The sequence below is a fragment of the Ensifer sp. genome, assembly GCF_035999135.1.
In the GTDB taxonomy this organism is placed as follows: domain Bacteria; phylum Pseudomonadota; class Alphaproteobacteria; order Rhizobiales; family Rhizobiaceae; genus Ensifer.
Map to the genome: position 1 here is coordinate 57,599 of NZ_DASYGZ010000168.1, position 22,094 is coordinate 79,692.

Here is a 22,094-nt window from a genome sequence, read left to right on the forward strand (position 1 = left end):
CCATGGCCGATACGCCGAAGGACATCCACTACGGCATTCCCGAGGGCACCCGCGCCACGCTGACCGGCTTTTCCGAGGGTGGTCTTGTCGAGAAACCGGCCATTGAGCTGTTCGAAACCCTCGGCTGGGCCCACCACGATCTCTTTGAGGAAACCTTCGGCGTTGACGGCTCGCAATTCCGCGACACCCTGCGCGATCCCTATCTGACGAAGATGCTTCGTGCCGCGCTCTCCCGACTGAACCCCGATCTGCCACAGGAAGGCCTCGACCTTGCCTTCGATACCCTGACACAAGACCGCGCCGCGATGGTGCCTATTGCCGCGAACCGACAGGTTCTGGAACTGGTGCGCGACGGGATCGATGTCGAGTATCGCGATGAAGACGGCGGCATGGCGAAGGAACGGGTCCGGGTCATCGACTGGCGCAACCTATCCGCCAATGACTTCACCTTGATCTCGCAGGTCTGGATTTCGGGCGAACTCCACCGGAGGCGCACCGATCTGATCGGCTTCGTCAATGGGGTACCGCTTCTCTTCATTGAGCTGAAGGCCGGACACAAACGGATCGAGGATGCCTATCGCGACAATGTTCGCGACTACCGCGATACCATCCCGCAACTCTTTCGGCCCAACGGCTTCATTCTGGTCTCCAACGGGCTCGACACCCGGATCGGCGCTTCGGCCCATTCACCGTGGGACACCTATAAGGAGTGGAAGCGGATCGATGACGAAACCGAGGCTGGCCGCGTGTCGCTCGAAACCGCGATCCGAGCTGCTGCCACGCCTGAGCGCCTGATCGACCTTGTCGAGAACTTCCTCCTCTTCGAGGAGACCAAGGACGGCCTCGTTAAGAAGATTGCCCAGAACCATCAGTTCCTCGGGGTGAACAAGGCGGTTCAGGCCGTCGCCAATCTTGGCGAGAACCGGGGCAAGCTGGGGGTCTTCTGGCATACACAAGGCTCCGGCAAGAGCCTTTCCATGCTGACCTTCTCTCGGAAAGTTCTGCGCACGATCCCCGGGGCCTGGACTTTCGTGATCGTCACCGACCGCGAGGAACTGGACAAGCAAATTTCGGACGTCTTTGCCGCCTGTGGCGCGGTGACCAAGGATGTGCGCGAAGTTCGCGCCGGAACGAAGGAGCATCTGAAGACGCTTTTGCGGGGCAATGAGCGCTTCGTCTTTACGCTGATCCACAAGTTCGGAACGGCCAAGGGCGAAACCTTTCCGGTCCTCTCCGAACGGTCGGACATCATCGTCATCGCCGACGAGGCGCACCGCTCGCAATATGATACCCTCGCTGCGAACATGCGCCGGGCCTTGCCGAGCGCGGCTTTCATCGGCTTCACAGGAACCCCGTTGATGGCCGGAGAGGAGAAGACCCGCGACGTCTTCGGCGACTATGTCTCGACCTATACCTACCAGCAATCGACCGAGGATGGAGCCACGGTTCCGCTCTATTACGAGAACCGCATCCCGGAGCTAGAGTTCGCCAACGAGACGTTCGCTGAGGATTTGGAGGCCGTCATCGAAGAGGCCGATCTCGACGAAGAGCAGGAGCGCGAACTCGAGAAGCGCCTCGGTAAGCAATATCACCTGATCACGCGCGAAGACCGGTTGGACCGCATTGCCGAAGATCTCGTTCGCCATTTCGTCGGTCGCGGTTATCGCGGCAAGGCCATGTTCGTCGCCATCGACAAGGCAACGGCAGTTCGAATGTACGACAAGGTTCGCCGGGCTTGGGATGTGGAAGTCGCCCACCGGGAAGCAGTCCTTGCCTCAGTTCCAGCCGAGCAGCGTGAGGCACAGGCTGCCGTCATCGCCTTCATGCGCGAGACAAACATGGCGGTGGTCGTCAGCCAAGGCCAGAACGAGATCGCCGACATGGAGGCCAAGGGTCTCGATATTCGCACCCATAGGAAGCGGATGAACGAGGAGGACCTGGATGCCCGGTTCAAGAAGGGTGACGACCCGCTCCGACTGGTCTTCGTTTGCGCGATGTGGATCACCGGCTTCGATGTGCCGACTTGCTCGACCATCTATCTCGACAAGCCGATGAAGAACCACACCCTGATGCAGACCATCGCTCGGGCAAACCGCAATGCCCCAGGGAAGAAGGCGGGCCTGATCGTCGACTATGTGGGGATCTTTCGAAATCTGGAACGCGCCCTTGCGATCTACGCCGTGGGCGGCGCGACCAATGCCAAGCCAATCGAGGACAAGACCGCTCTTGTCGAGGACCTCGCCCAAGCCATCGACGAGGCCCTAGCCTTCTGCCGTGCCCGGAGCGTCGACCCGGGCGCGATCCTTGAGGTGACGGGGTTCGATCGGCTGGCGAGGCTCGGCGATGCTGTGGAAGCGTTGAACGGCACGGACCCCGAGCGGCGCACTTTCCTTGCACTCGCCTCGAATGTCTGGAGCACGTTCAAGGCCGTCCTTCCCGATGCCCGAGCCGAGCCCTACCGAAAAATCTCCGCAGCCATAGAGGTGATAGCCGAACGCATTCGCTCCCTTGCTGAGCGCCCGGACATCTCCGAGGTAGCCAGCCGGATCGAAGCGCTCCTTGACAACTCCATCGCGGGTGTCGAGATCACTGCACCTATCCGCGAGAATGGCGATACCGAAGGGCTGTTCAATCTGTCCCGCCTCGACATTGAGCGGCTGAGGGCGATGTTCGGACAGGGCAACCGACAGCGCACCGAAACTCAGCGCCTCCGTAGGGCCGTCGAAGATCGGTTAGAGGAATTGGCCGCGCGAAACCCTACGCGACGTGGCCTCGTTGAGCGCTTTGAAACGCTGATTGCCGCATATAACGCCGGAAGCCTCACAGCCGCCGACTTTTTCGAACAGCTACTCGCCCTAGTTGGCGACATGAACGCGGAGGATCAAAGAGCGATCCGCGAAGGGCTGACTGAGGAAGAACTGGCGATCTTTGACATCCTGACGCAGCCGGAACCGAAGCTCGGTCCCGAGGATGAGGACCTCGTCAAACGCGTGGCGAAATCCTTGCTGGAGAAACTGAAGACTGAGAAGCTGGTTCTGGACTGGCGACTGAAGGAACGGGCGAAAGCTGCAGTCAAAGCCACCATCCAGCAGCTTTACGACGACGGTCTTCCTCAGGCATATGGGCAAGGCATCTTCGATGAAAAGGTCGAGCGGACGTACCAGTGGGTGTTCGAGAAGTACGTGGGTGGATCGGAGACAGCCACAGTCCAGTGAGAAAAGCCTGCTGATGGTCTGCAGTCAGCAACGCCGGAATGTTTGGTGCAGAAATGTGCGCCACCCATCGGATGAATGGCAAGCTCGAACTTCCCCCCTCGGGGTACCCTCCTACCGAAAAACCACACGGCATCTTCATCAAGTTTGACCCTGCGAATGTACGCATGATATCCTGTGCGTGTGTCGGAGCCGAGGCATTCGCGCCTCGACCCTTTGCACCCCTACGGGGCTGCCGGATTGGGCCGCTGCAACGGCTTTCTCCGGGACGAAATAGGGCTAAGGCGGTTCCATATTCGCACCTCCTCCCATTTCAACCATTGTTCCGGTGGGCTTGGCATCGCCAAGTCCATCGGTTGCTCCGTTACTCCCAGTGGCCACCAGCCGCCCTTTCCGTTCCATGGAGTGCCTCGGCGCCCGCTCGGGCATGTTCACTGCGGCTTTGCGCATCGTTCAGTTGCCTCGCTTGCCGCTTCTCTTCCAGCCGTTTCTCGGCGTAGGGCGCGAGGAGGTTTCTGGTCGGCGTCACATCGTAGTAGGGCCGCCCATCTTCGGTGCGGCTTTTGGCTATGAAACCCTTCGCTTCAAGCGACTTCGTGATCCTTTGAACCGTGCGTTGGCTCACACCCATTCGTTCCGCGATTGTCGTCGCCCGGGGAAACACGACATCCTTCGGCCGCCACCAATGAGCAAGCAAGTTTAGCAGCACATTCAACTCCTCACTGGATAGGCGCAGCTCAGATTGAGCGAACAGCAGGACGTCCGGAAGCGCTTGATATCCCGCGCCCGCTATCGCTCCCCATCGCTCTGAAATCCGGAGCCCTTCCAGTCGCTCTTTCGAAGCGAGTTCAGACAAATTCTTAATCATCATGCCTCCGCAAATAGCAAATGCGCTTTATAGTGTAAATCATCTGTTTAATATGGGTGACATTTTTGTCGTTTTTTCTGGGAACGCTTCTTGGCGGGGTATCCACGGTTGCAGCCATTGGTCCATCAAAACAGTCCCCAAGAGGTGTGCGTAAGGCGAACTAGCGGGTTTTGGGGCGCGGAAACGTCACGTTAGGCCCAAATCGCACCAGGGATGAAATGACGCAGGTCCGCTCCATCTCGTCGAGCGAATTATCATGCACAACGTTCGTTGACATTTGATAATTACCCTGACACACTCCTCCCAGCGCAGGAGATCAGACATGCTGCAGTACGCCATCTACACCCGCGTGAGCACCGAGGACCAAGGCCGCAGCGGTCTCGGGCTGGAGGCTCAGAAGCGGGACATCGACATCTTCCTCGAGAAGTTCTCCGACATCCCCTTCGAGATCGTCGGCGAGTTCCAAGACATCCAGTCCGGTGCGGACAGCGAACGCCCCGAGTTGGCCAAGGCGTTAGAACTGGTGCGCAAGACCGGGGCCGAGTTGCTGGTCGCCAAGCTGGATCGTCTGAGCCGCAAGGTGTCGTTCATTGCCACGCTCATGGATGACAAGAAGGTGAAGCTGCGGGTCGCCCAGATGCCACAGGCTGACAAGTTCCAGCTTCACATCTACGCGGCCCTTGCCGAGCAGGAGCGGACGTTCATTTCGGAGCGGACCAAGGCGGCACTGAAGGCAGCGAAGGGACGGGGCGTCCGCCTCGGTGGTCTACGCGACAAGACGATGAAGCGCAACGAAGCGATCCAGCAGAAGGCCGGCGCCGAAGCAGCCAAGGTCATGAAGATCGTCGGGCCGTTGAGAGCGTCGGGGCAGACCCTGAGCGCCATAGCCGAGACGTTGGACAGCATGAACATTCCGACATCCCGAGGCGGCAAGTGGACGCCGACGCAAGTGTCGAGGGTCTTAGATCGAGCCTCCGCCCAGTCTTCATAGCGGATCACCGCATTCTGCTGCGGTAGAGGCACCCTGGAGGCGGAAGCGTTTTCTGCCACCACCCTAGCCGGAACTGCGGAACACGCCCAGAAGAGCCCGTACGGCGTCATGAAGCGGGGTCGAATAGGGGCAACAGGAGCAATTTCATTTTTTTGATTTTGCACCCACTCACGCTCACCTCGAAAGGCTTCTCATGTCCGCTGCTACTCTCAATGCCAATCCTGTCGCACCGTTCCGCTTCTTCCATGCCGCGTACTTCCTCGGCGACTTTTTCTTCGATGGCCATCAACGTCTGATCGTCGCTCCAACCCTCAACGAGGCACGTCAGGCTGCCAATGTGAGCGGCCCGATGGATGATCTGCAAGTGCATATCGAAGAGGTTCACGACGCAGAGTTCGAGGAACTGTGCGCACTTTATGAGCGGGAAGACTGCGACCGCCAATGGATCGTGGTAGTTGGCCTACGAGAACGACCACTCGTTTGAGATACCCGAGGAGTGCTTGTCGCTCCTCGCACCACCTCGGGCAATAGGGGCAACAGTAGGCGCCTTGGGCGGAGCCCCTTAGGTTAAACTATGGTTATAACCTAGGTAGCCCTGAAGCATGGGCCACAACTCCCGAGAGAGGGGGAGGGTGTCATCACCACTCCTTCCCATGACCAGAGCCTCACTGCAGTAATCCACGGTCCACACCTGCGGCATTGCCTTGGGCTGTCCTGAGACTCCCTCTCGCAGGTGATCCACCGTGGCTTCCACGCGAGAGCCTTCCATCGCTCGCACCGATGTCTGATCCGTAATGAGGAGGATCAACGATCTCCTCCCGACCAGTAGTCAGCCTGAGATCAACTGGAGTTGCGCTGTCGTCTTCGCCCAGGGCGATCTGTGACAGCCTCAGACAATGTTTCCGGTAACAGCCATAGACGCGCTTCGGTTCGTCTCCGGTGTCAACGCCCAGCCAAACCCTCAGCGCTCGTAAATCGCCTTCACCGCACCAGAAAGAATGCCGGTCTCGGGGCGGCGTCGCCAGTGCGCCCCCTTCATCATCAAATCACCACCAACAGGAAAGGTATCCTGCATTGATCCCAGCGGTCATGACCGCCATGCACACCATCGAACTGATCGGCTCGTATGTCGCCCGTCATGTCGAAAGCGGCCTCACGGTCGATCTCACCTCCCGTCGAAACCGCAGCACCACCAAGGGGCCGCTCTCGCCGTTGTGTCGGAAGCTCGTTGACCTTGGGCATGATCCGAGGGGGAAGGCCCACATCATCCGCAAGGCCCTCGACGGGAACGGACATATTCCCGTCTTCCAGCGAGACCGAGCGCTCAGGACTTGGGCTGACCTCGATTGCGTAGAGAGCGAAGCGAGGTCGATACGTGTCCAGAAATATCGTTCGTATCCTGACGCCGTAGAGGCAATTCAGAGCCGATAGGCGTTGCAAATACCTGAGGAGCCTGAGATCGCTCCTCGCGAAAGGCACGGCCTCACGCCGCGTCCTTTGAGCACAACTCCCTGCCCGCCCCGGCTTTCAAACAAGAGCCTCGGCGGCTGGGATGGGTCGGTTTACCTTCCTCGTCAAATCCTCCACCGGTGTTTTTTACCTAGCATCAGATCGGCGATGTCAAACAATCTCTGCTTGAGCAGCGACAGCCTTGCTGCGCGACTTGCTAGGACTACTCTTGGCTACGGCCTTTTCCATCATTGGAATTAGCCGATCACCTATTTTTTCGATCCACATCGATTGCTCATCGGAGAATACCTCATGGATCAGTTTCTCACCCTTACCTATGGTGAAGTTTCGTTCTGTGGCCATCAAGGCCTTAATTGAGTGCGTCTTTGCCGACGGATCTCCAAAGTGAAGGGAAGTAAGTAGCGCCATTATCTTGGCCTCTACGTTAGTCGCCTCGTTCCTCAAGAAGCGCATCATCGTTCGATCTTGCCCATAAGCTCTCAGGAAGAAAAACGAGAGACTCTCAAAGATCAAAACGAAGGTTAACCTAGGGAAGAACTGTTGAACGAAGTACGTCCAGCTATGCTCTACAACAGGTGCTTGCACGTATGCCGAACCATTCCAAACACGGGGCGGTTCGCTTATGATGGGGTAAATAATGAAGCCGCCCATAAACATCAGCCCAAGTACCCCAAAAGCAATTCCCCAAACGAGGTTCGAATTTGCGGAAATCCGCTGGTTCTCGATCTGTCGGTACAGTCCTGTTAAGAACTCATCGCCCTTCTTTGCGATAAGGGAAGTCTTACGTTCCTCCACGATCGCCACTGAATAGTCCGCTACGATCGCGTCTTTTGCGGCGTTGGCAATCTCCGAAGTAGCAACCTCTTTTACAATTTTTCGGAGCGACGCATCGTCAACCTTTGGATCACTCATTGCCAGCGCTTGCCGAACGCGGCCCAACTCTTCTCGAAGCGCGAGTATTTCGTTGTCAGAGGGTGTGTTCTCAGCGGGCCCAAAGACTTCGAGCCGCGCACCAGTAATAATCAACGCTCCCACGGCGGTGGACAGGACGCCAAGGATAAGCGGGAAACTCAGTGACAGAGTTGGAAGGCTAACTCCCGCCAAGTCGAGGAGCCAAACTGCGACTGATAGAAGATAGAATACTGCGCTCAGAAAGATAATCTGCCGCCCACCGTGCACTGTTAACGCCGGCGTCTTCTTAGTGGTTTCTTCCATGGCTTGCCCCCGTGATAGAGAGACAGTCACCCGACGGCTCGCACACGGTCAAGTAGCAGGAAGGATTGCATCACCCCCATCCAGAACTTTCTTTAGAAACGCACCCCGACAACCCCACCAATAGGGCGCCCCGACATTGCAGCCAAAGGAACGAAAGGGAACTATCGCCACTTGCAGACGTTACAGCGAACTGTTACAGTCTTCAACGACAGACAAACGACAACCACTTGATTTTTATAGATAAACTGAGATCTTAGAGGAAATTCAAATCTCTCTAGCAGCACCATTTTCCTTCAAGAAAATCGGATGCATATTCGCCGCGCGTGGTGACGCTTCTGCGTGCGTGAACAGCTGGACGGCATGCGGTGACGGACGCGGCATGCGTCTGCACAGCGCCGCTCGCCCATGCGGCGCCAGCGCAATTCCCGTCGTGCGGGATCTGCGCTATGCTCGATTCGGGCACGCCCATGCCTCCCCCCTCCGCCTGGGAAAGTAGATTTCATACGGGGCGCACTTCCATCATCGAACCGACTGTTCGGGCATTGAGCACAAGGAGGGACTGCGCAGATCGCCCGCATCAGGAGGATACCGATGAAATTGTCTGCGCCGATCTATCACTTGAAACGCAAGGCGAGGCGCCTGTGCCGCGAAGCGAGCATTTCCCTGCATGAGGCGCTTGATCGTATCGCCGCCGAGGAAGGTTGCGCCAGCTGGAGCCTGCTCGCGGCCAAGCATGCGGCCGCCGGAAACGCGACAGCGAGCCTGCACTCCCGATTGTCCAAGGGAGATCTCGTCCTCGTCGCCGCACGGCCGGGCCAGGGCAAGACGCTGAAAAGCCTTGAGTTTGCGGTCGATGCGATGAGAGACGGCCACAGCGCGTGGTTCTTCACGCTGGAATACACGCTGAAGGACGTGATCGGCCGGTTTGCGGCGATCGGCGAGGACTACGACCGGTTTGCCGGTCTGTTTCACATCGATTGCTCCGACGCGATTTCAGCCGACTACATCATCGGGACCCTGGCGGCGACCGCGCCAGGCACCCTCGTGATCGTCGACTATCTGCAGATCCTCGACCAGCGGCGCGAAAGCCCCGAGCTCGACGAGCAGGTTCGAAGCCTCAGGGCATTCGCCAGACAACGCGGCCTCATCATCGTCTTCATCTCGCAGATAGACCGGTCCTATGACGCGGATGCAAAGCGTTTTCCGGATATGCGGGACATACGCTTGCCCAACCCGCTCGATACCGCGCTTTTCGACAAGGCCTGTTTCCTCAGCAAGGGTGAAGCCCGCCTTCAGGCAATGCGTTGAACCCAACGCCTCGCGGCATTGGGAACGTATTCCCCGATGCCGCGTTACCGTTGCAAAGAAAGCAACGTGGAGGCTTCCCAATGAAAGGCATCGTACTCTGGCTCATGGGCGTGCCGCTCATCGTCATCATCCTTCTCTACATGTTCGTCTTCTAGACGAACGAGTTGGGCGAGCCGATCGGCGCCTTAACGCAACCTTAAGATTCCACTGCCAGATTTGATAATGCGATGATGGACAGTCGCAACATCTTTGATCCCCTTTTGAAACCGGCTCGTGCCGGTTTCTTTTTGACTTCGGACCAATGATCGCTGAGCGTCCATCCGATCTCCCTGCCTAGACCTTGACCGCCTGCTCGACGAAGTCCTCGGATCCGAAGAACTTCAGGTAGCGCTCGACCTCGGCCGGGTCACCGGTCGCCTTGCGCGGGTTGTCGGAGAGTTTGACCGCCGGGCGCCCGTTGGCCTCGCTGACCTTGCAGACGATGGAGATCGGGTTGAGGCCCCGGATCTCCGTCGGCGCGCAATCGGCAAAATCGTTGGTGAGATTGGTGCCCCAGCCGAAGCTCATGCGCACACGCCCCTCAAAGTGCCTGTAGGTCTCGATGATGGTGTCGACGTCGAGGCCATCGGAAAAGATCAGCAGCTTTTCGCGCGGGTCCTTGCCCATCTTCTTCCACCACGCCAGGATTTTTTCGCCGCCTTCGATCGGCGGCGCGCTGTCGGGGCGGAACCCCGTCCAGTCAGCCACCCATTTGGGCGCGTCGCGCAAGAACGCTGCCGTTCCGAAGGCATCCGGCAGAACGATCAGGAGGTTGCCGCCGTAAAGCTGGTTCCAGTCCTGCAGCACCTTGTAGGGAGCTGTCGCCAGTTCCTTGTCGTTGCGGGCGAGCGCTGCGGCCACCATCGGCAGCTCATGCGCGTTGGTGCCGAGCGCTTCCAGATCGTTGGCCATGGCCAAAAGCACATTGCTCGTGCCGGAGAAGGAACTGCCGATGCCTTCCTTCAGCGCCTCGACACACCAGCGCTGCCACAGGAAGCTGTGACGCCGGCGCGTGCCGAAATCGGAGATCCGGAGGTTCGGATACTGCCTGAGGCGCTCGACCTTGGACCACATCTTCGCCTTGGCGCGGGCGTAGAGCACATCGAGGGTGAAGGGACCGAGACCCTTCATCGCCGAACGCGAGCGCAGCTCGTTGATGATCGCCAGCGCCGGGATCTCCCACATGGTGGTCTCGGCCCAGCGACCGCGAAAAGTCAGCTCGAACTGGCCGTCGCGCCGCTTCAGTTCGTAGTCCGGCAACTTGAATTTCGAAAGCCAGGCAAGAAATTCCGGTGAAAAGATCTGCTTGCGGCCGTAGAACGTGTTGCCGGCGAGCCAGATCATCTCCTTCTTGGAAAAGCGCAGCTCGCGCGCGTGATCGAGCTGCTCGCGCAGTTCCTGCTCGTCGATCTCGCCGGCAAGGCGCACCGTCTTCGTGCGGTTGATCAGCGAAAAGGTCGCATCGACATCCGGGTAGAGCTGCCAGATCATCTGCAGCATCAGGAGCTTGTAGAAGTCCGTGTCGAGCAGGCTGCGCACGATCGGGTCGAGCTTCCAGGTATGATTGTAAACGCGCCTGGCAATATCGGTCTTGGTCATCGGTAAAACTGCTCCTTCCTCGAGACGAGGGTATCGACCCTTGAGCGCCGTGCGTTGGCATGAACGCACAAAGGACGCTCTAGTTCAGTTCAACGCCGGCATCACACATGCGCGTGATCATGGCCTGAAGCGAGCCGTTGAGGTCGATACCCCGACAGGCTTCGAGATTGACCGATGTCGCAAAACCCTGGGCAACGGCATCGATCGCGGAGAAGGCGACGCAAAAATCGGTCGCCAGTCCGCACAGCACCACCTTGCGGATACCGCGATCGCGCAGATAGCCGGTCAGGCCGGTCGGCGTGCGTCGGTCATTCTCGAAGAAGGCCGAATAGCTGTCGATCTCGGGCCGGAAGCCCTTGCGGATCAGAAGCTCCGCACGGGTCCATTCAAGTGCTGGATGGAAATCTGCGCCGGCACTTCCCTGGACGCAGTGATCGGGCCAGAGCGTCTGGGCGCCGTAGGGCATGGCGATCATTTCGAATGGGGCCTTGCCGGGATGACTGGAGGCAAAGCTGGAATGGCCGGCCGGGTGCCAGTCTTGGGTCAGGACAATATGCTCGTAGCGGCCGATCAGGCTGTTGACGATCGGAACGATCTCGTTGCCGCCTGTGACCGCAAGCGCGCCGCCCGGGCAGAAATCGTTCTGCACGTCCACGACAATCAACGCTCTATCCGCCATCGCTTCCCCCCGGATCGACGAAGTTCCATCGATCACCAAAATCGATTTAAGTCCAAGATCAATCACAGAAATTGGGCGCCGACAAGCCGCTTCCTGAGGCTTTGACGCGCGTCAACGGGACAAAGACAAAGGGCGCCGACCTTTCGGTCGACGCCCCCTTTGAGTTCATGCCTGCAAGGGCAGCTAGTTGCCGAGGCTGTTGATGTTGTCGGCGATCGAGAAGCCAGAATTGGCGATGCCGACCGGCTGGGCGACGAAATTCAGGAACTTCGAAAAATCGACCGACGGGTGGCGCGAGGCATAAATGACGTCGCGGTTCTTGACCGGGAAGGTCTGACCGACGATCAGGCTGTCCGGCTTGCTCATGTCGAAGCGGTAGACGATCGGGTAGCGGCCCATGCTGTCGGTCTTCATGCCCTTGCGCAGCATTTCGTTGAAACGCTGCTGGCCGAGCAGGCTCATGACGACATCCGGCTCTTCGTAACGGAAGACGAAATAGCCCTTCATGTCGAGCGCGTAGTCCGAGCCGCCGCCGGCAAGGCCCATCGCCTCGAGCAGGTTGAGATCGTTGGCGCCGAATTCGACGCGCTGGTTGGCCTTGACCGCGCCAAGGATCGTGAAGCGGCGCGGATCGCGCGTCACGAAGATCTGGTCACCGGGCTTGACGTGGATGTTTTCGGACGGATTTTCGATGATCGACTTCAGGAGGACCGTTCCGGTCTTCTTGCCGCGCACCAGCGTCACATAGGTCTCGTAGGGCTGAGCCGCAGGCCCGCCGGCCTTGGCGATGACCTCGTTGATGGTCTCGTCGACGAGGCTGAGCGGAACCACCGAAGACTTGCCGACGGCACCCGAAACCGTGACGTTGCGCGAAGCGGTGCTCATGCTCGTCACGATGACATCCGGCTCGACCGCCTTCTGCTTCAGCGCTTCGAGGATTTCCTGGCGCGCCTGTTCCAGCGTCAGGCCGGCAAAGCGCACGGGTCCGACATAGGGGATCGCTGCCTTGCCGTCGGGCTGAACGACGAGATCGATGCTGGTCTGCTTGGAGTCCTGGGTCGAAAACAGGCCGTCGCTGCCGGCCTCGAAAATCGATACCTTCAAGGCGTCGCCGACACCGATGACGACCCGCCCGACACCGCCGCCAACGCCGAAGCGCCGGTTCAGCGTCGAGGACACATAGTCGGAAACCAGTCGCGCCGAGCGGCCATCCACATCAACGATATCAAAAACGGTCGCATTCTGGCGGCCGATCTCGGCGCCAGACTGGCCGGCATCCTTGACGATCGCTCCGGCCAAGGGCCCCTCGCCCGGGACGGCCTGGCATCCCACGAGGGCGGAACAAAGCAGAAGGGCACTGACTCGTTTCACTACGACACTCCAAATTCGGCACAGCCATGATTTTGCTCACAGTTCTGCACCGCATCATCTCCCGGCAGGGAATTCGCCGGTCTCTGAAAAGCACAATCGCCGTCCCACAACAAGTCACCCGAAGACCAAGACGGCCAAATTATTTGGAGCCGCGTCTTTCTGGTCATACCTTCTCTACCTTGAGCGTGGTTTGTTGCCGTGTCTGCCTTGGGTTGGCGTTGACAGCGTGTATATCTTCAGTCTTTAGGGGTTGAAAGCTAGGGACTTTAAGTTAAAAGCTGACTAATGAGGCGGAACGAATATAGCTGGGGACAGCCCCGCTGCATGACGATTGGCGATTGCAATTCGTCTCCCGACACGCAATCGCAGATGCAACTTTAACGGCAGTTTAGAGCGTTCGATCATACATGGCTGTTGAGATTATTGGGCGGGCATGCCTCGCCCCTGGAGCAGAATCGCCTTCGGCGTTGTTCAAACTTCTACGTCAAGGCAAGTGCACCGTCACCAGCATTCCGTCGGATCGCTGGGACGTCGCGCGATTTTGGCATCCTGTCATGGGCACGCAAGGAAAGACTTACTCCTTCGCAGCCGGCGTGCTGGACCAGCTTTACGATTTCGACCCCGCCGTCTTCGGCATGTCGCAGCGCGAGGCCATGTACATGGACCCGCAGCAGCGCGTGCTGTTGCAGCTCGCCTGGCGGGCGCTTGAAGACGCCAACATCTCGGCGACATCCCTTCACGGCGAGAATGTCGGCGTCTATATCGGCGCATCGAGCCTCGACCATGCCAACCTGACGGTCGAAGATCCGGCGGCCGCCGGCCCCTATTTCATGACCGGCAATACGCTGTCGATCGTATCGAACCGCATCTCGCACATCTTCGGCCTCAGCGGCCCCAGCATGACGGTCGACACGGCCTGTTCCTCCTCCCTGGTCGCGCTCGACCAGGCGATGCGGGCGCTGACCTCAGGCGAAATCGACACCGCCATCGTCGGCGGCGTCAATATCCTTGCCCATCCGCTGCCTTTCGTCGGCTTCGCCCAGGCGCGCATGCTGTCGCCGGAAGGCCTCTGCCGCGCCTACGACAATGACGGTGCAGGCTATGTGCGCGCCGAAGGCGGCGTGGTCTTCGTACTTCGCCGTTCCGACCGGGCGCGCCGGGAGAAGGACCGCAGCTATGCGCGGATCGTGGCGACCGGGGTGAATTCGGCCGGCCGCACCAACGGCATTTCGCTGCCATCACGTGAAGCCCAGGCCAATCTCCTGAAAGCGATCTACGAGGGCAACGGCATCGACGCCAACCAGGTGGCTTTCGTCGAAGGCCATGGCACCGGCACCAAGGTCGGCGATCCGGCCGAAGTCTGGTCGATCGGAACGGTCATCGGCGCCAGGCGCCGCGCTCCGGTGCCGATCGGTTCGATCAAGTCGAACATCGGCCACACCGAGCCGGCATCCGGCCTCTTCGGCATGCTGAAGGCCGTGATGGCGCTGGAGAACAATTATCTGCCGGCGTCGCTGCACTTCGACACGCCGAACGAGCATATCGACTTCGACGGCCTCAATGTTCGCGTCACGGCGAACCCGATCGAGCTTCTGCGCGGCAAGCGCGCGCGTCTTGCCGGCATCAACTCCTTCGGCTTCGGCGGCGCCAATGCGCACGTCGTCATCAGCGATCCGGAACCGGCGGCCGATGAAAAGGTGTCGAACCCGTCGTCGTCGGGACATGTCTTCCTGGCGAGCGCGCATACGGCCTCCAGCCTGGAAGCGCTGTTGAAGGACTACAAGTCCGCCTTTGCCAATGCGTCCAAGGGGGAAGTCCGCTCGATGGTCGCCGCGTCCGGCGCCAATCGCAGCCATATGCGCCATCGGTTCGCGGCCCGCAGTGACCAGCCCGAGGATATCGTGCGCGCGATCGCGAGCCACCTTGAGAAGCCCGGCTCGGATATCGGTGAAGTCGGCGAAGCTGTCGTGCGCGACGCCAAGGTCGCCTTCGTCTTCTCCGGAAACGGTTCGCAATGGGCCGGCATGGGTGTAGAGGCCTTCCGCGAGAACCTGCATTTCCGCCAGTGTTTCACCTCGGTCAGCGCGCTGTTCAAGTTCCACTCCGACATCGCGCTCACCGACCTCATCAACGATCCGGATCTCGACAAGAAGCTTGGCGACACCAAAATCGCGCAACCGCTGCTCTTTGCAGTGCAGGCAGCGCTTTCGGACTCGCTGGTTGCCATGGGCATCAAGCCGGTCGCGGTCTTCGGTCATTCCGTTGGTGAAATCGCTGCGGCTTATGCCGCCGGCGCGCTCTCGCTGGTCGATGCGGTTTCGATCGTCGCCAAGCGCTCGCTGCACCAGGACCTGCTCGCCGGTCACGGCACGATGGCCGCCGCCATGCTCGGCGAAGAGGCTGCCCGCGCCTTTGCCGAGGCGCGCGGTCTCGGCCAGCTTTGCGTCGCTGCGATCAACGCCCACAACTCCGTGACGATCTCCGGGCCGGCTGACCAGATTTCGGCCTTCCGCGATGCCGCCCGCAAGGCCAAGATCCCGGTCCAGATCCTCGACATCAATTATCCGTTCCACCACCCGATCATCGACCGGGCGAAGGACGCCTTCCTTTCCGACATCCCGGATATCGCACCGCGTCGCACCGAGCTGACTTATCTGTCGACCGTGACCGGTGCCGCGCTCGAGGGAACCCAGCTCGATCCGGACTACTGGTGGAAAAACGTTCGCGAGCCGGTCCGCTTCCAGGCGGCCGCGGAAGCTGCGATCGAGATGGGCTGCCGTCTGTTCGTCGAGATCTCGCCGCGCCCGATCCTGTCATCCTACGTCAAGGAGACGATCAAGCACGCAGCCGCCCCCGGAATGGTGGTGCCGACGCTGCTTCGCGACGTCGGCGAAACCGGCCGGGATCCGATCTCGGCGGCGATGGCGCGCGCCGTCGCCCATGGTGCGGTCGTCGATACGACCCGGGTTTTCGGCAAGCGCAACGCATCGATCGCCCTGCCAAGCCTGCCGTTCGAGCCGGTTGAACTGCGTCCGGCGGCAACGACCGACGCTACGGATCTCTTCGGCCGGGTCGCACGGCCCTATCGCCTGTCGGGCTGGCGCAGCGACCCGAACAGCGGCAACTGGAAAAACCACGTTGACGCCCACCTCTTTCCCGACCTTGCGGAACATGTCGTCGACGGGAAGGCGATCCTTCCGGGAAGCGGCTTCATCGAGATTGCGGTTGCGGCAGCGCAGCAGTTCTACGGCAGCGAAGAGGTCGAGATTACCAATCTCGAGATCGTGCGGCCGCTGGAACTCAGCGACACGAAGATCATGGAACTGTCGACCGTGCTTTCGCCGGAGACGGGCGACATTGAAATCCGCTCGCGCGAACGGCTGTCCGAAGACGACTGGGCCGTGCACGCCGTTGCCCGCTGCCGCAAGCCGCTGCCGGCGGAAGAGCACGTCTATCCGTCGCTTGCCGGTCTCGCCAAAACTGCGACCGTGGCGCCTGCCCGCGCCTATGAGACGGCACGGCAGTTTGGCCTCGACTACGGGCCGCGCTTCCAGCTGCTTGCAAGAGCGGTGGCTTACGGCGACCGACTGGTCGAAGTCGAACTGAAAGCGCCTGATGCCAGCGGCCACCCGCTGGTGCGCTACGCGCTCAATCCGATCTCGGTCGATGCGACGTTCCATGGACTGGTCGCACTCTTCGACCGGTTCACCGGCGACAAGAGCGGCGCACCTTACATCCCCGTGCGCTTCGGTGCGGTGCGTGTGGTCAATGGCGGCCTGCCGATCGCCCGCGCGATGATCGAGATCGAGCGCGTCAGCGCCAACTCGATCAAGGCCAGATTCCATTTCTTCGGCAAGTCTGGCGAACCGATCGCCCATTTCGACGACTGCCGCTTCCGCCGCACCTATCTGCGCAAGCACAAGACACTCGACGCCCTGTCGTTCCACTACGAAGCGGTGCAATCGGACATCGTGCTTGCGGGTGTTCAGCGCAACACCCTGTCGCCCGTACCGGTCGCCGTGCCGGCCAACGACGGGTCCGGCATCGACAATGCGACGCTGCTCTTCAATGCGGCCATCTACCGGGCTTGCCAGGAGATCGCGCTCAAGGTCGGCAAGGGCCGACCGACGATAAACGGCAACACTCTGCCGGGCGATTTCGCCTTCCAGTGTTTCGTGACGAGCTGCCTCTATGTCCTCGAAGACGCCGGGCTCAGCCAACACAAGGATGGCGTCTGGACCGTCGCTCAGGATTTCAATCTGCCTGAGGTGTCTGAAATCCTGCGCGAACTCTACGGCGAGCGACCTGAGCGGGCGGTTGAGGCCGTTCTGATCAACAACGCCTACGCCGAAGCACTGGCGCGCATTAAGGCCTTGCAGACGGGCGTTGAGGCGCCTGGCTCCAGCTTCATCAGCGATGCGACGCTCGACCATCAGGCGGTGCATTCCGAAGCAAGCCGCCAGCGGATGGCCTTCGTCCTCGACGCGCTCGATAAGGCCCTTTGCGCACAGCCGGCCGGCACGCGCCTTCGCGTTGTGGAACTCGGCAGCGTTTCGGCCGGTTTCACCCGCCGCCTGGCAGCACTTTGCGAACAGCATGGCGCAAGCCTGACCGTGTTCGAAGCGCGCGACAACGCACAGCGCGGCCTTGAGCTCGCGTTCGAGAACGACGCCCATGTGCATGTGCTCGCCAAGGGCGCGCTCGCCACGCTTGCTCCCTTTGATCTGGTCGTCAGCGCCTCCGACGGGCTCTACGGTCTGATCGAGGATGACGTCGCGGTGAGAACGGCATTGCGCGCCACGCTTCGCGACACCGGCGCCCTGATCGCCGCCGTCAGCGCGCCGTCGTTGTTCAACGATTTTGCGCTCGGCCTTTCCGAGGGCTGGTTTACCCGCAGCCAGACCGCGGAATTCCCGATCGGCAGCCTTGCAGCCGCGTCGCACTGGCAGAAATGCCTCGGTGACCTTGACCTGCGCGACATCGAGATTGCCGATCTTGAATGCGCAAGCGGCAATCTCATCTGGCTCGAAGCGCGCGGCGCGGCTGCAGCTGCGACCGCAGCCGCAGTGCCGGCCACCGGGTCCTATCTGCTGTTGCAGGTCGCTGGCGACCAGCCCAGCAAGCCCGAAGGTTCAGCTGTTCCGGTTCGTCTCAGCGGCGACATCGCAGCCGACAAGACGCTGCTTGTCAGAGCCCTTTCGACGCTCGGCGACGGGCCGGCGCGGGCTGTTTTCCTGGCCTCGCCGACATCCGCGTCACCCACGGAAGATTCTGCATCCCTGCAGAAGCAGATCCTCGCCCTTGGCGCCTTCGCCGAAGCGTTGCGCCAGCATCTCGGTGGGGCGGAGCCTGTCGACGACAAGCGCCCGCGTCTGGTGCTGGTTGCGCCCGGCGGCGCCCCGATCTCCGGCCGGATGGTCGGAGCACCGGTTGCAAGCGACGGCGTGAATGCCGGCCTTTGGACTTTCGCGCGCGTTCTCCAGAACGAGTACGAATTCCTCGACGTGCACGCACTCGACATCGATGGATCCCCGACGGCGGTCGAACAGGTCAAGGCAGCCGCACCGCTGCTTGCCAACGCCGGCGCCAACCGTGAATGGCTGCTGACGCAAGACCGGGCAGCGCTGCTGGAAATCCGCGCGGTGCCGGGCCCAGTCGACAACAGCCATGCGGCAACGTCAGCCTTCAAGGCCGCCACGATCCGCCAGCGCGTCAGCTCGCAGGTCGGCAGCATCGTCTGGGAAGAAAGTGACATCCCGTCGGCCGGGCACGGCGAAGTCGTCGTCGCGGTCGCCGCGACCGGCCTCAACTTCCGAGACGTGATGTGGGCGATGGGCCTGCTGCCCGAAGAGGCGCTCGAAGACGGCTTTGCCGGCGCCACGATCGGCATGGAGCTTTCAGGCCACGTGGTAGCGGTCGGCGAAGGTGTCGACGATCTCGCCGTCGGCGACGCCGTCATGGCGATCGCCTCCTCCGCCTTCTCCACCCATGCCGTGGTGTCGCGCGCCGGTGTCGCGCGCCTGCCGCAGACGGTCAGCCCGGTTGCAGCCGCAACGGTTCCTGTCGCCTTCCTCACGGCCTACTATGCCATGGTGGAACTCGGCCGCATCCAGCCGGACGAGACGATCCTCATCCACGGTGCTGCCGGGGGCGTCGGCCTTGCCGCGCTGCAGGTTGCCAAGCTGAAGGGCGCGAAAGTCATCGCCACCGCGGGCACCCGCGAGAAGCGTCGGTTCCTGTCGATGCTCGGCGCCGATCACGTGTTCGATTCCCGCTCGCTCGGCTTCGTCAACGATGTCCGCGCGGTGACGGGCGGCGATGGCGTCGACCTCGTCCTGAACTCGCTCTTTGCCGAAGCAATGGAGCAGAGCCTGGCGCTGGTGAAGCCCTTCGGCCGTTTCCTCGAACTCGGCAAGCGCGACTATTATGCCGACAGCAAGATCGGCCTGCGTCCGTTCCGTCGCAACGTCAGCTATTTCGGCATCGACGCGGACCAGCTGCTGGTCAACCAGCCCAAGCTCACCAAGCGGATCTTCACCGAGATCGGCGCGTTGTTCGAAGCCGGCAAGCTCACGCCGCTTCCCTACCGCCCATTCGACTTCGACGAGATCGGCAACGCATTCCGGCTGATGCAGAATGCGGGACATATCGGCAAGATCGTCGTCTTGCCGCCGGTTTCGGACCAGCACCGCGTCGCCACGCGTGCGCGCGATGGCATGGCGGTCGATCCGGACGGGATGCATCTGGTGGTCGGCGGCATCGGCGGCTTCGGGCTTGCCGCAGCCAACTGGCTGGTCGAGAAGGGCGCACGGAAGATTGCGCTTTGCTCGCGCCGCGGTCTGGCCGACGCAGAGACCACCGCGATGATGGAAGGCTGGACCAAGGCCGGCGTTTCCGCCTCGGTTCACGCCTGCGACGTCACCGATCCGGCAGCAACCGAGCGGCTTCTCAGCGAGTTGCGCGCCATCGCGCCGCTTCGCTCGGTGGTGCATGCCGCCATGGTGCTCGACGACGCTTTGATCAGCAACCTCAACGGCGAACGCAACCGCCCTGTCATCGACACCAAGGCCAAGGGCGCTGCCGTTCTCGACGCGCTCACCAGCCATGACACGCTCGACAACTTCATCCTGTTCTCGTCGGCAACCACACTTGTCGGCAATCCCGGACAGGCGAACTATGTCGCCGCCAACGGTTACCTCGAAGGTCTCGCCCGCGCCCGCCGCGCTCGCGGCCTTGCCGGTCTCGCCGTCGGCTTCGGCGCGATCGCAGACAAGGGCTACCTGGTCCAGAACACCGATGTGAACGACCTGCTTGCCAAGCGCATCGGCAAGACGGCGCTGAAGGCGCAGACGGCGCTCGACATGGTCGAAAACCATCTGGCCTTCGATCCAGGCACGGTCGATGCGGCCGTGGTGATGATCTCGGAGATCGACTGGTCTGCCGCCCGCAACCTTCCGGTTGCCAAGAACGCGCTGTTCGAAGTGATCCTGCGCAGCGCCGACCAGCACGCGTCGGGCGGCGAAGGCACCAAGATGGACCTCGTCGCGATGATCGAGGGCAAGTCGCCGCAGGAGGCCGAGGACATCCTCTTCGACCTCGTCGCCGGCGAGATCGCTGCGATCCTGCGTGTGTCGAAGGACACCGTCACGCGCGCCAAGGTGCTGAAGGAGATCGGTCTCGACAGTCTGATGGCGGTCGAACTGGGCATGAGCTTCCAGCAGAATACCGGCTTCGACATGCCGCTCAGCGGTGTCGCCGACAACACGACGGTTGGCGACGTCGCCCGCAAGCTCTATGAAAAGGTCAGCAAGCGCGACCAGAGCGACGACGCCGAGCCTGCCGACGACAAGATCGTCAGCGAACTCGCACAGAGGCACGTCGGTCCGGCGAAGGAAAAAGCACAAGGCCAATGAGCACGAACGGAAACGGTCCCGGCGCATCCAAGATGACCAGCAGCCTCAAGGAAAACCTGCTGGACCGGATGAGAAACACGCATCAATCCTCCGAGCGCAACCGCATGGCGCGCTCGGAGCGGGAGATGCCGCCGCCGGCCCGCCGGCAGCAGGCCCGCTTCGAGGACCTGCCGGAATACAAGCAGGTGATGACCCAGAAGTTCGCGAGCGAACAGCTTGGCATCGCCAATCCGTTCTATCGGGCGCACCAGACCGCAGCCGGCGCGACCACGGTGATCGACGGCCGCAAGCTCATCAACTTCGCCTCTTACGACTACCTCGGCCTGAACCGTCATGCGGAAGTGCTGGCCAAGGCGCGCGATACCATCGGCACATTCGGCATTTCCGCGTCGGCGAGCCGTCTCGTTGCCGGCGAACGCCCGGTGCATGTCGCGCTGGAAGACAAGATTGCAGGCTTTTACGGCGTCGATGCCGCCGTCTGCTTCGTCAGCGGATACCTGACCAATGTCGCCGCCATCAGCTGCCTGATGGGCCCGAAGGATCTCGTCGTTCACGACGAATTCATCCACAACAGCGCGCTTGCAGGCGTCAAGCTGTCGGGTGCGACGCGGCGCCTGTTCAAGCACAACGACGTCGCCGATCTCGAGCATGTGCTGCGCACGGTTGCCGGCGACTATCGCCGCATCATGGTGATCGTCGAGGGCATCTATTCGATGGATGGCGACGTCGCCGACCTGCCTGCCCTGTTGAAGCTTCGGGGCGAATACGGCTTCTGGCTCATGGTCGACGAGGCGCATTCGCTCGGTGTCCTCGGCAAGACCGGCCGCGGCCTTGCCGAGCATTTCGGCGTCGATCCGCGCGAAATCGACATCTGGATGGGCACGCTGTCGAAGACCACTTCGAGCTGCGGCGGCTACATCGCCGGCAGCGAAGCGCTGGTCGAAGTGCTGAAGGCGTCGGCCGGCGGCTTCGTCTACAGCGTTGGCCTCGCGCCAGTGCTGGCGGCAGCGGCGACTGCGAGCCTGGATGTGCTGGAACGCGAGCCGGCGCGCACAGCGGCGCTGCGTCGCAACGGCGCTCTGTTCTTGAAGCTTGCCAGGGAAGCGGGTCTGGATACCGGACTCTCGAGCGGCTTTTCCGTCGTTCCTGTTCTCGTCGGCGATTCGCTGCGGGCGGTGCAACTGTCGAACGACCTGCTTGCCGAAGGGGTCAATGCGCTGCCGATCATCCACCCGGCGGTGCCCGAGGGCCTTGCGCGCCTGCGCTTCTTCATCACCAGCGACCACACGGAGGAACAGATCCGCCGGACCGTGACGCTGACGGCCGAGCGTCTGACTGACTTGACCGAGCGCAACTTCGGACTGGGCGGTATCGACATCGACCAGATGATGAAGGCGCTCTCGTCGCGCTGAGCCTGCGACCGACCGGG

The 22,094-nt window shown here is 61.2% G+C and carries 12 protein-coding genes; 6 read left to right on the top strand and 6 right to left on the bottom strand.

Translation table 11 applies throughout. The features are described from left to right. The first annotated feature begins 2 nt into the window (after positions 1–2). Positions 3–3,215, top strand: coding sequence for a type I restriction endonuclease subunit R (locus VGO12_RS21935; RefSeq protein ID WP_327514858.1), 3,213 nt, complete (start codon positions 3–5; stop codon positions 3,213–3,215). A 361-nt stretch (positions 3,216–3,576) separates the two neighbouring features. Here VGO12_RS21935 and VGO12_RS21940 read toward each other — a convergent pair whose 3' ends face one another. Continuing rightward, positions 3,577–4,083 (bottom strand): helix-turn-helix domain-containing protein, encoded by a 507-nt coding sequence (locus VGO12_RS21940; protein ID WP_327514859.1) that lies wholly within the window; start codon positions 4,081–4,083, stop codon positions 3,577–3,579. A 319-nt stretch (positions 4,084–4,402) separates the two neighbouring features. Between VGO12_RS21940 and VGO12_RS21945 the strand changes: the two genes are divergently transcribed. Both VGO12_RS21945 and VGO12_RS21950 read left to right on the top strand, forming a co-directional pair. Further along, positions 4,403–5,071 carry a recombinase family protein gene (locus VGO12_RS21945; protein ID WP_327514860.1) on the top strand — a complete coding sequence of 223 codons (669 nt, stop codon included), beginning with the start codon at positions 4,403–4,405 and terminating at the stop codon, positions 5,069–5,071. 193 nt (positions 5,072–5,264) lie between these two features. Beyond that, positions 5,265–5,555, top strand: coding sequence for a hypothetical protein (locus VGO12_RS21950; RefSeq protein WP_327514861.1), 291 nt, complete (start codon positions 5,265–5,267; stop codon positions 5,553–5,555). Positions 5,556–6,112: 557 nt separating this feature from the next. On the opposite strand, the gene VGO12_RS21955 is transcribed toward VGO12_RS21950, so the two are convergent. Beyond that, positions 6,113–6,367, bottom strand: coding sequence for a hypothetical protein (locus VGO12_RS21955; RefSeq protein ID WP_327514862.1), 255 nt, complete (start codon positions 6,365–6,367; stop codon positions 6,113–6,115). 324 nt (positions 6,368–6,691) lie between these two features. After that, positions 6,692–7,756, bottom strand: a complete 1,065-nt coding sequence (locus tag VGO12_RS21960; RefSeq protein ID WP_327514863.1) for a hypothetical protein — start codon at positions 7,754–7,756, stop codon at positions 6,692–6,694. 591 nt (positions 7,757–8,347) lie between these two features. Here VGO12_RS21960 and VGO12_RS21965 point away from each other — a divergent pair. Further along, entirely contained in the window at positions 8,348–9,064 is a 717-nt protein-coding gene (locus VGO12_RS21965; protein ID WP_327514864.1) for a DNA helicase, read from the top strand. Between the two features lie 333 nt (positions 9,065–9,397). On the opposite strand, the gene pncB is transcribed toward VGO12_RS21965, so the two are convergent. From pncB to VGO12_RS21980, 3 genes are all read right to left on the bottom strand, one after another. Then, positions 9,398–10,702, bottom strand: coding sequence for a nicotinate phosphoribosyltransferase (pncB, locus tag VGO12_RS21970; protein WP_327514865.1), 1,305 nt, complete (start codon positions 10,700–10,702; stop codon positions 9,398–9,400). Positions 10,703–10,781: 79 nt separating this feature from the next. Next, complete coding sequence (gene pncA / locus VGO12_RS21975) at positions 10,782–11,381, bottom strand: bifunctional nicotinamidase/pyrazinamidase (RefSeq protein WP_327514866.1); 600 nt, start codon at positions 11,379–11,381, stop codon at positions 10,782–10,784. Positions 11,382–11,564: 183 nt separating this feature from the next. After that, the gene (locus tag VGO12_RS21980) at positions 11,565–12,752 is read right to left on the bottom strand and encodes a polysaccharide biosynthesis/export family protein (RefSeq protein ID WP_327514867.1); all 1,188 of its coding nucleotides are present in this window, start codon (positions 12,750–12,752) and stop codon (positions 11,565–11,567) included. Between the two features lie 407 nt (positions 12,753–13,159). On the opposite strand from VGO12_RS21980, the gene VGO12_RS21985 reads away from it, so the two are divergent. Both VGO12_RS21985 and VGO12_RS21990 read left to right on the top strand, forming a co-directional pair. Then, entirely contained in the window at positions 13,160–20,665 is a 7,506-nt protein-coding gene (locus VGO12_RS21985) for a type I polyketide synthase (RefSeq protein ID WP_327514868.1), read from the top strand. Continuing rightward, positions 20,662–22,077, top strand: coding sequence for an aminotransferase class I/II-fold pyridoxal phosphate-dependent enzyme (locus VGO12_RS21990; protein ID WP_327514869.1), 1,416 nt, complete (start codon positions 20,662–20,664; stop codon positions 22,075–22,077). The genes VGO12_RS21985 and VGO12_RS21990 overlap by 4 nt, the downstream gene beginning before the upstream one ends. Positions 22,078–22,094 lie beyond the last annotated feature (17 nt).

What these genes read in the sequence shown, in the direction of transcription:
- VGO12_RS21935 (WP_327514858.1), top strand. Translation starts at nt 3, where the DNA reads ATGGCCGATACGCCGAAGGACATCCACTACGGCATTCCCGAGGGCACC.
- VGO12_RS21940 (WP_327514859.1), bottom strand. Translation starts at nt 4,083, where the DNA reads ATGATGATTAAGAATTTGTCTGAACTCGCTTCGAAAGAGCGACTGGAA.
- VGO12_RS21945 (WP_327514860.1), top strand. Translation starts at nt 4,403, where the DNA reads ATGCTGCAGTACGCCATCTACACCCGCGTGAGCACCGAGGACCAAGGC.
- VGO12_RS21950 (WP_327514861.1), top strand. Translation starts at nt 5,265, where the DNA reads ATGTCCGCTGCTACTCTCAATGCCAATCCTGTCGCACCGTTCCGCTTC.
- VGO12_RS21955 (WP_327514862.1), bottom strand. Translation starts at nt 6,367, where the DNA reads ATGTCCGTTCCCGTCGAGGGCCTTGCGGATGATGTGGGCCTTCCCCCT.
- VGO12_RS21960 (WP_327514863.1), bottom strand. Translation starts at nt 7,756, where the DNA reads ATGGAAGAAACCACTAAGAAGACGCCGGCGTTAACAGTGCACGGTGGG.
- VGO12_RS21965 (WP_327514864.1), top strand. Translation starts at nt 8,348, where the DNA reads ATGAAATTGTCTGCGCCGATCTATCACTTGAAACGCAAGGCGAGGCGC.
- pncB (WP_327514865.1), bottom strand. Translation starts at nt 10,702, where the DNA reads ATGACCAAGACCGATATTGCCAGGCGCGTTTACAATCATACCTGGAAG.
- pncA (WP_327514866.1), bottom strand. Translation starts at nt 11,381, where the DNA reads ATGGCGGATAGAGCGTTGATTGTCGTGGACGTGCAGAACGATTTCTGC.
- VGO12_RS21985 (WP_327514868.1), top strand. Translation starts at nt 13,160, where the DNA reads ATGGCTGTTGAGATTATTGGGCGGGCATGCCTCGCCCCTGGAGCAGAA.
- VGO12_RS21990 (WP_327514869.1), top strand. Translation starts at nt 20,662, where the DNA reads ATGAGCACGAACGGAAACGGTCCCGGCGCATCCAAGATGACCAGCAGC.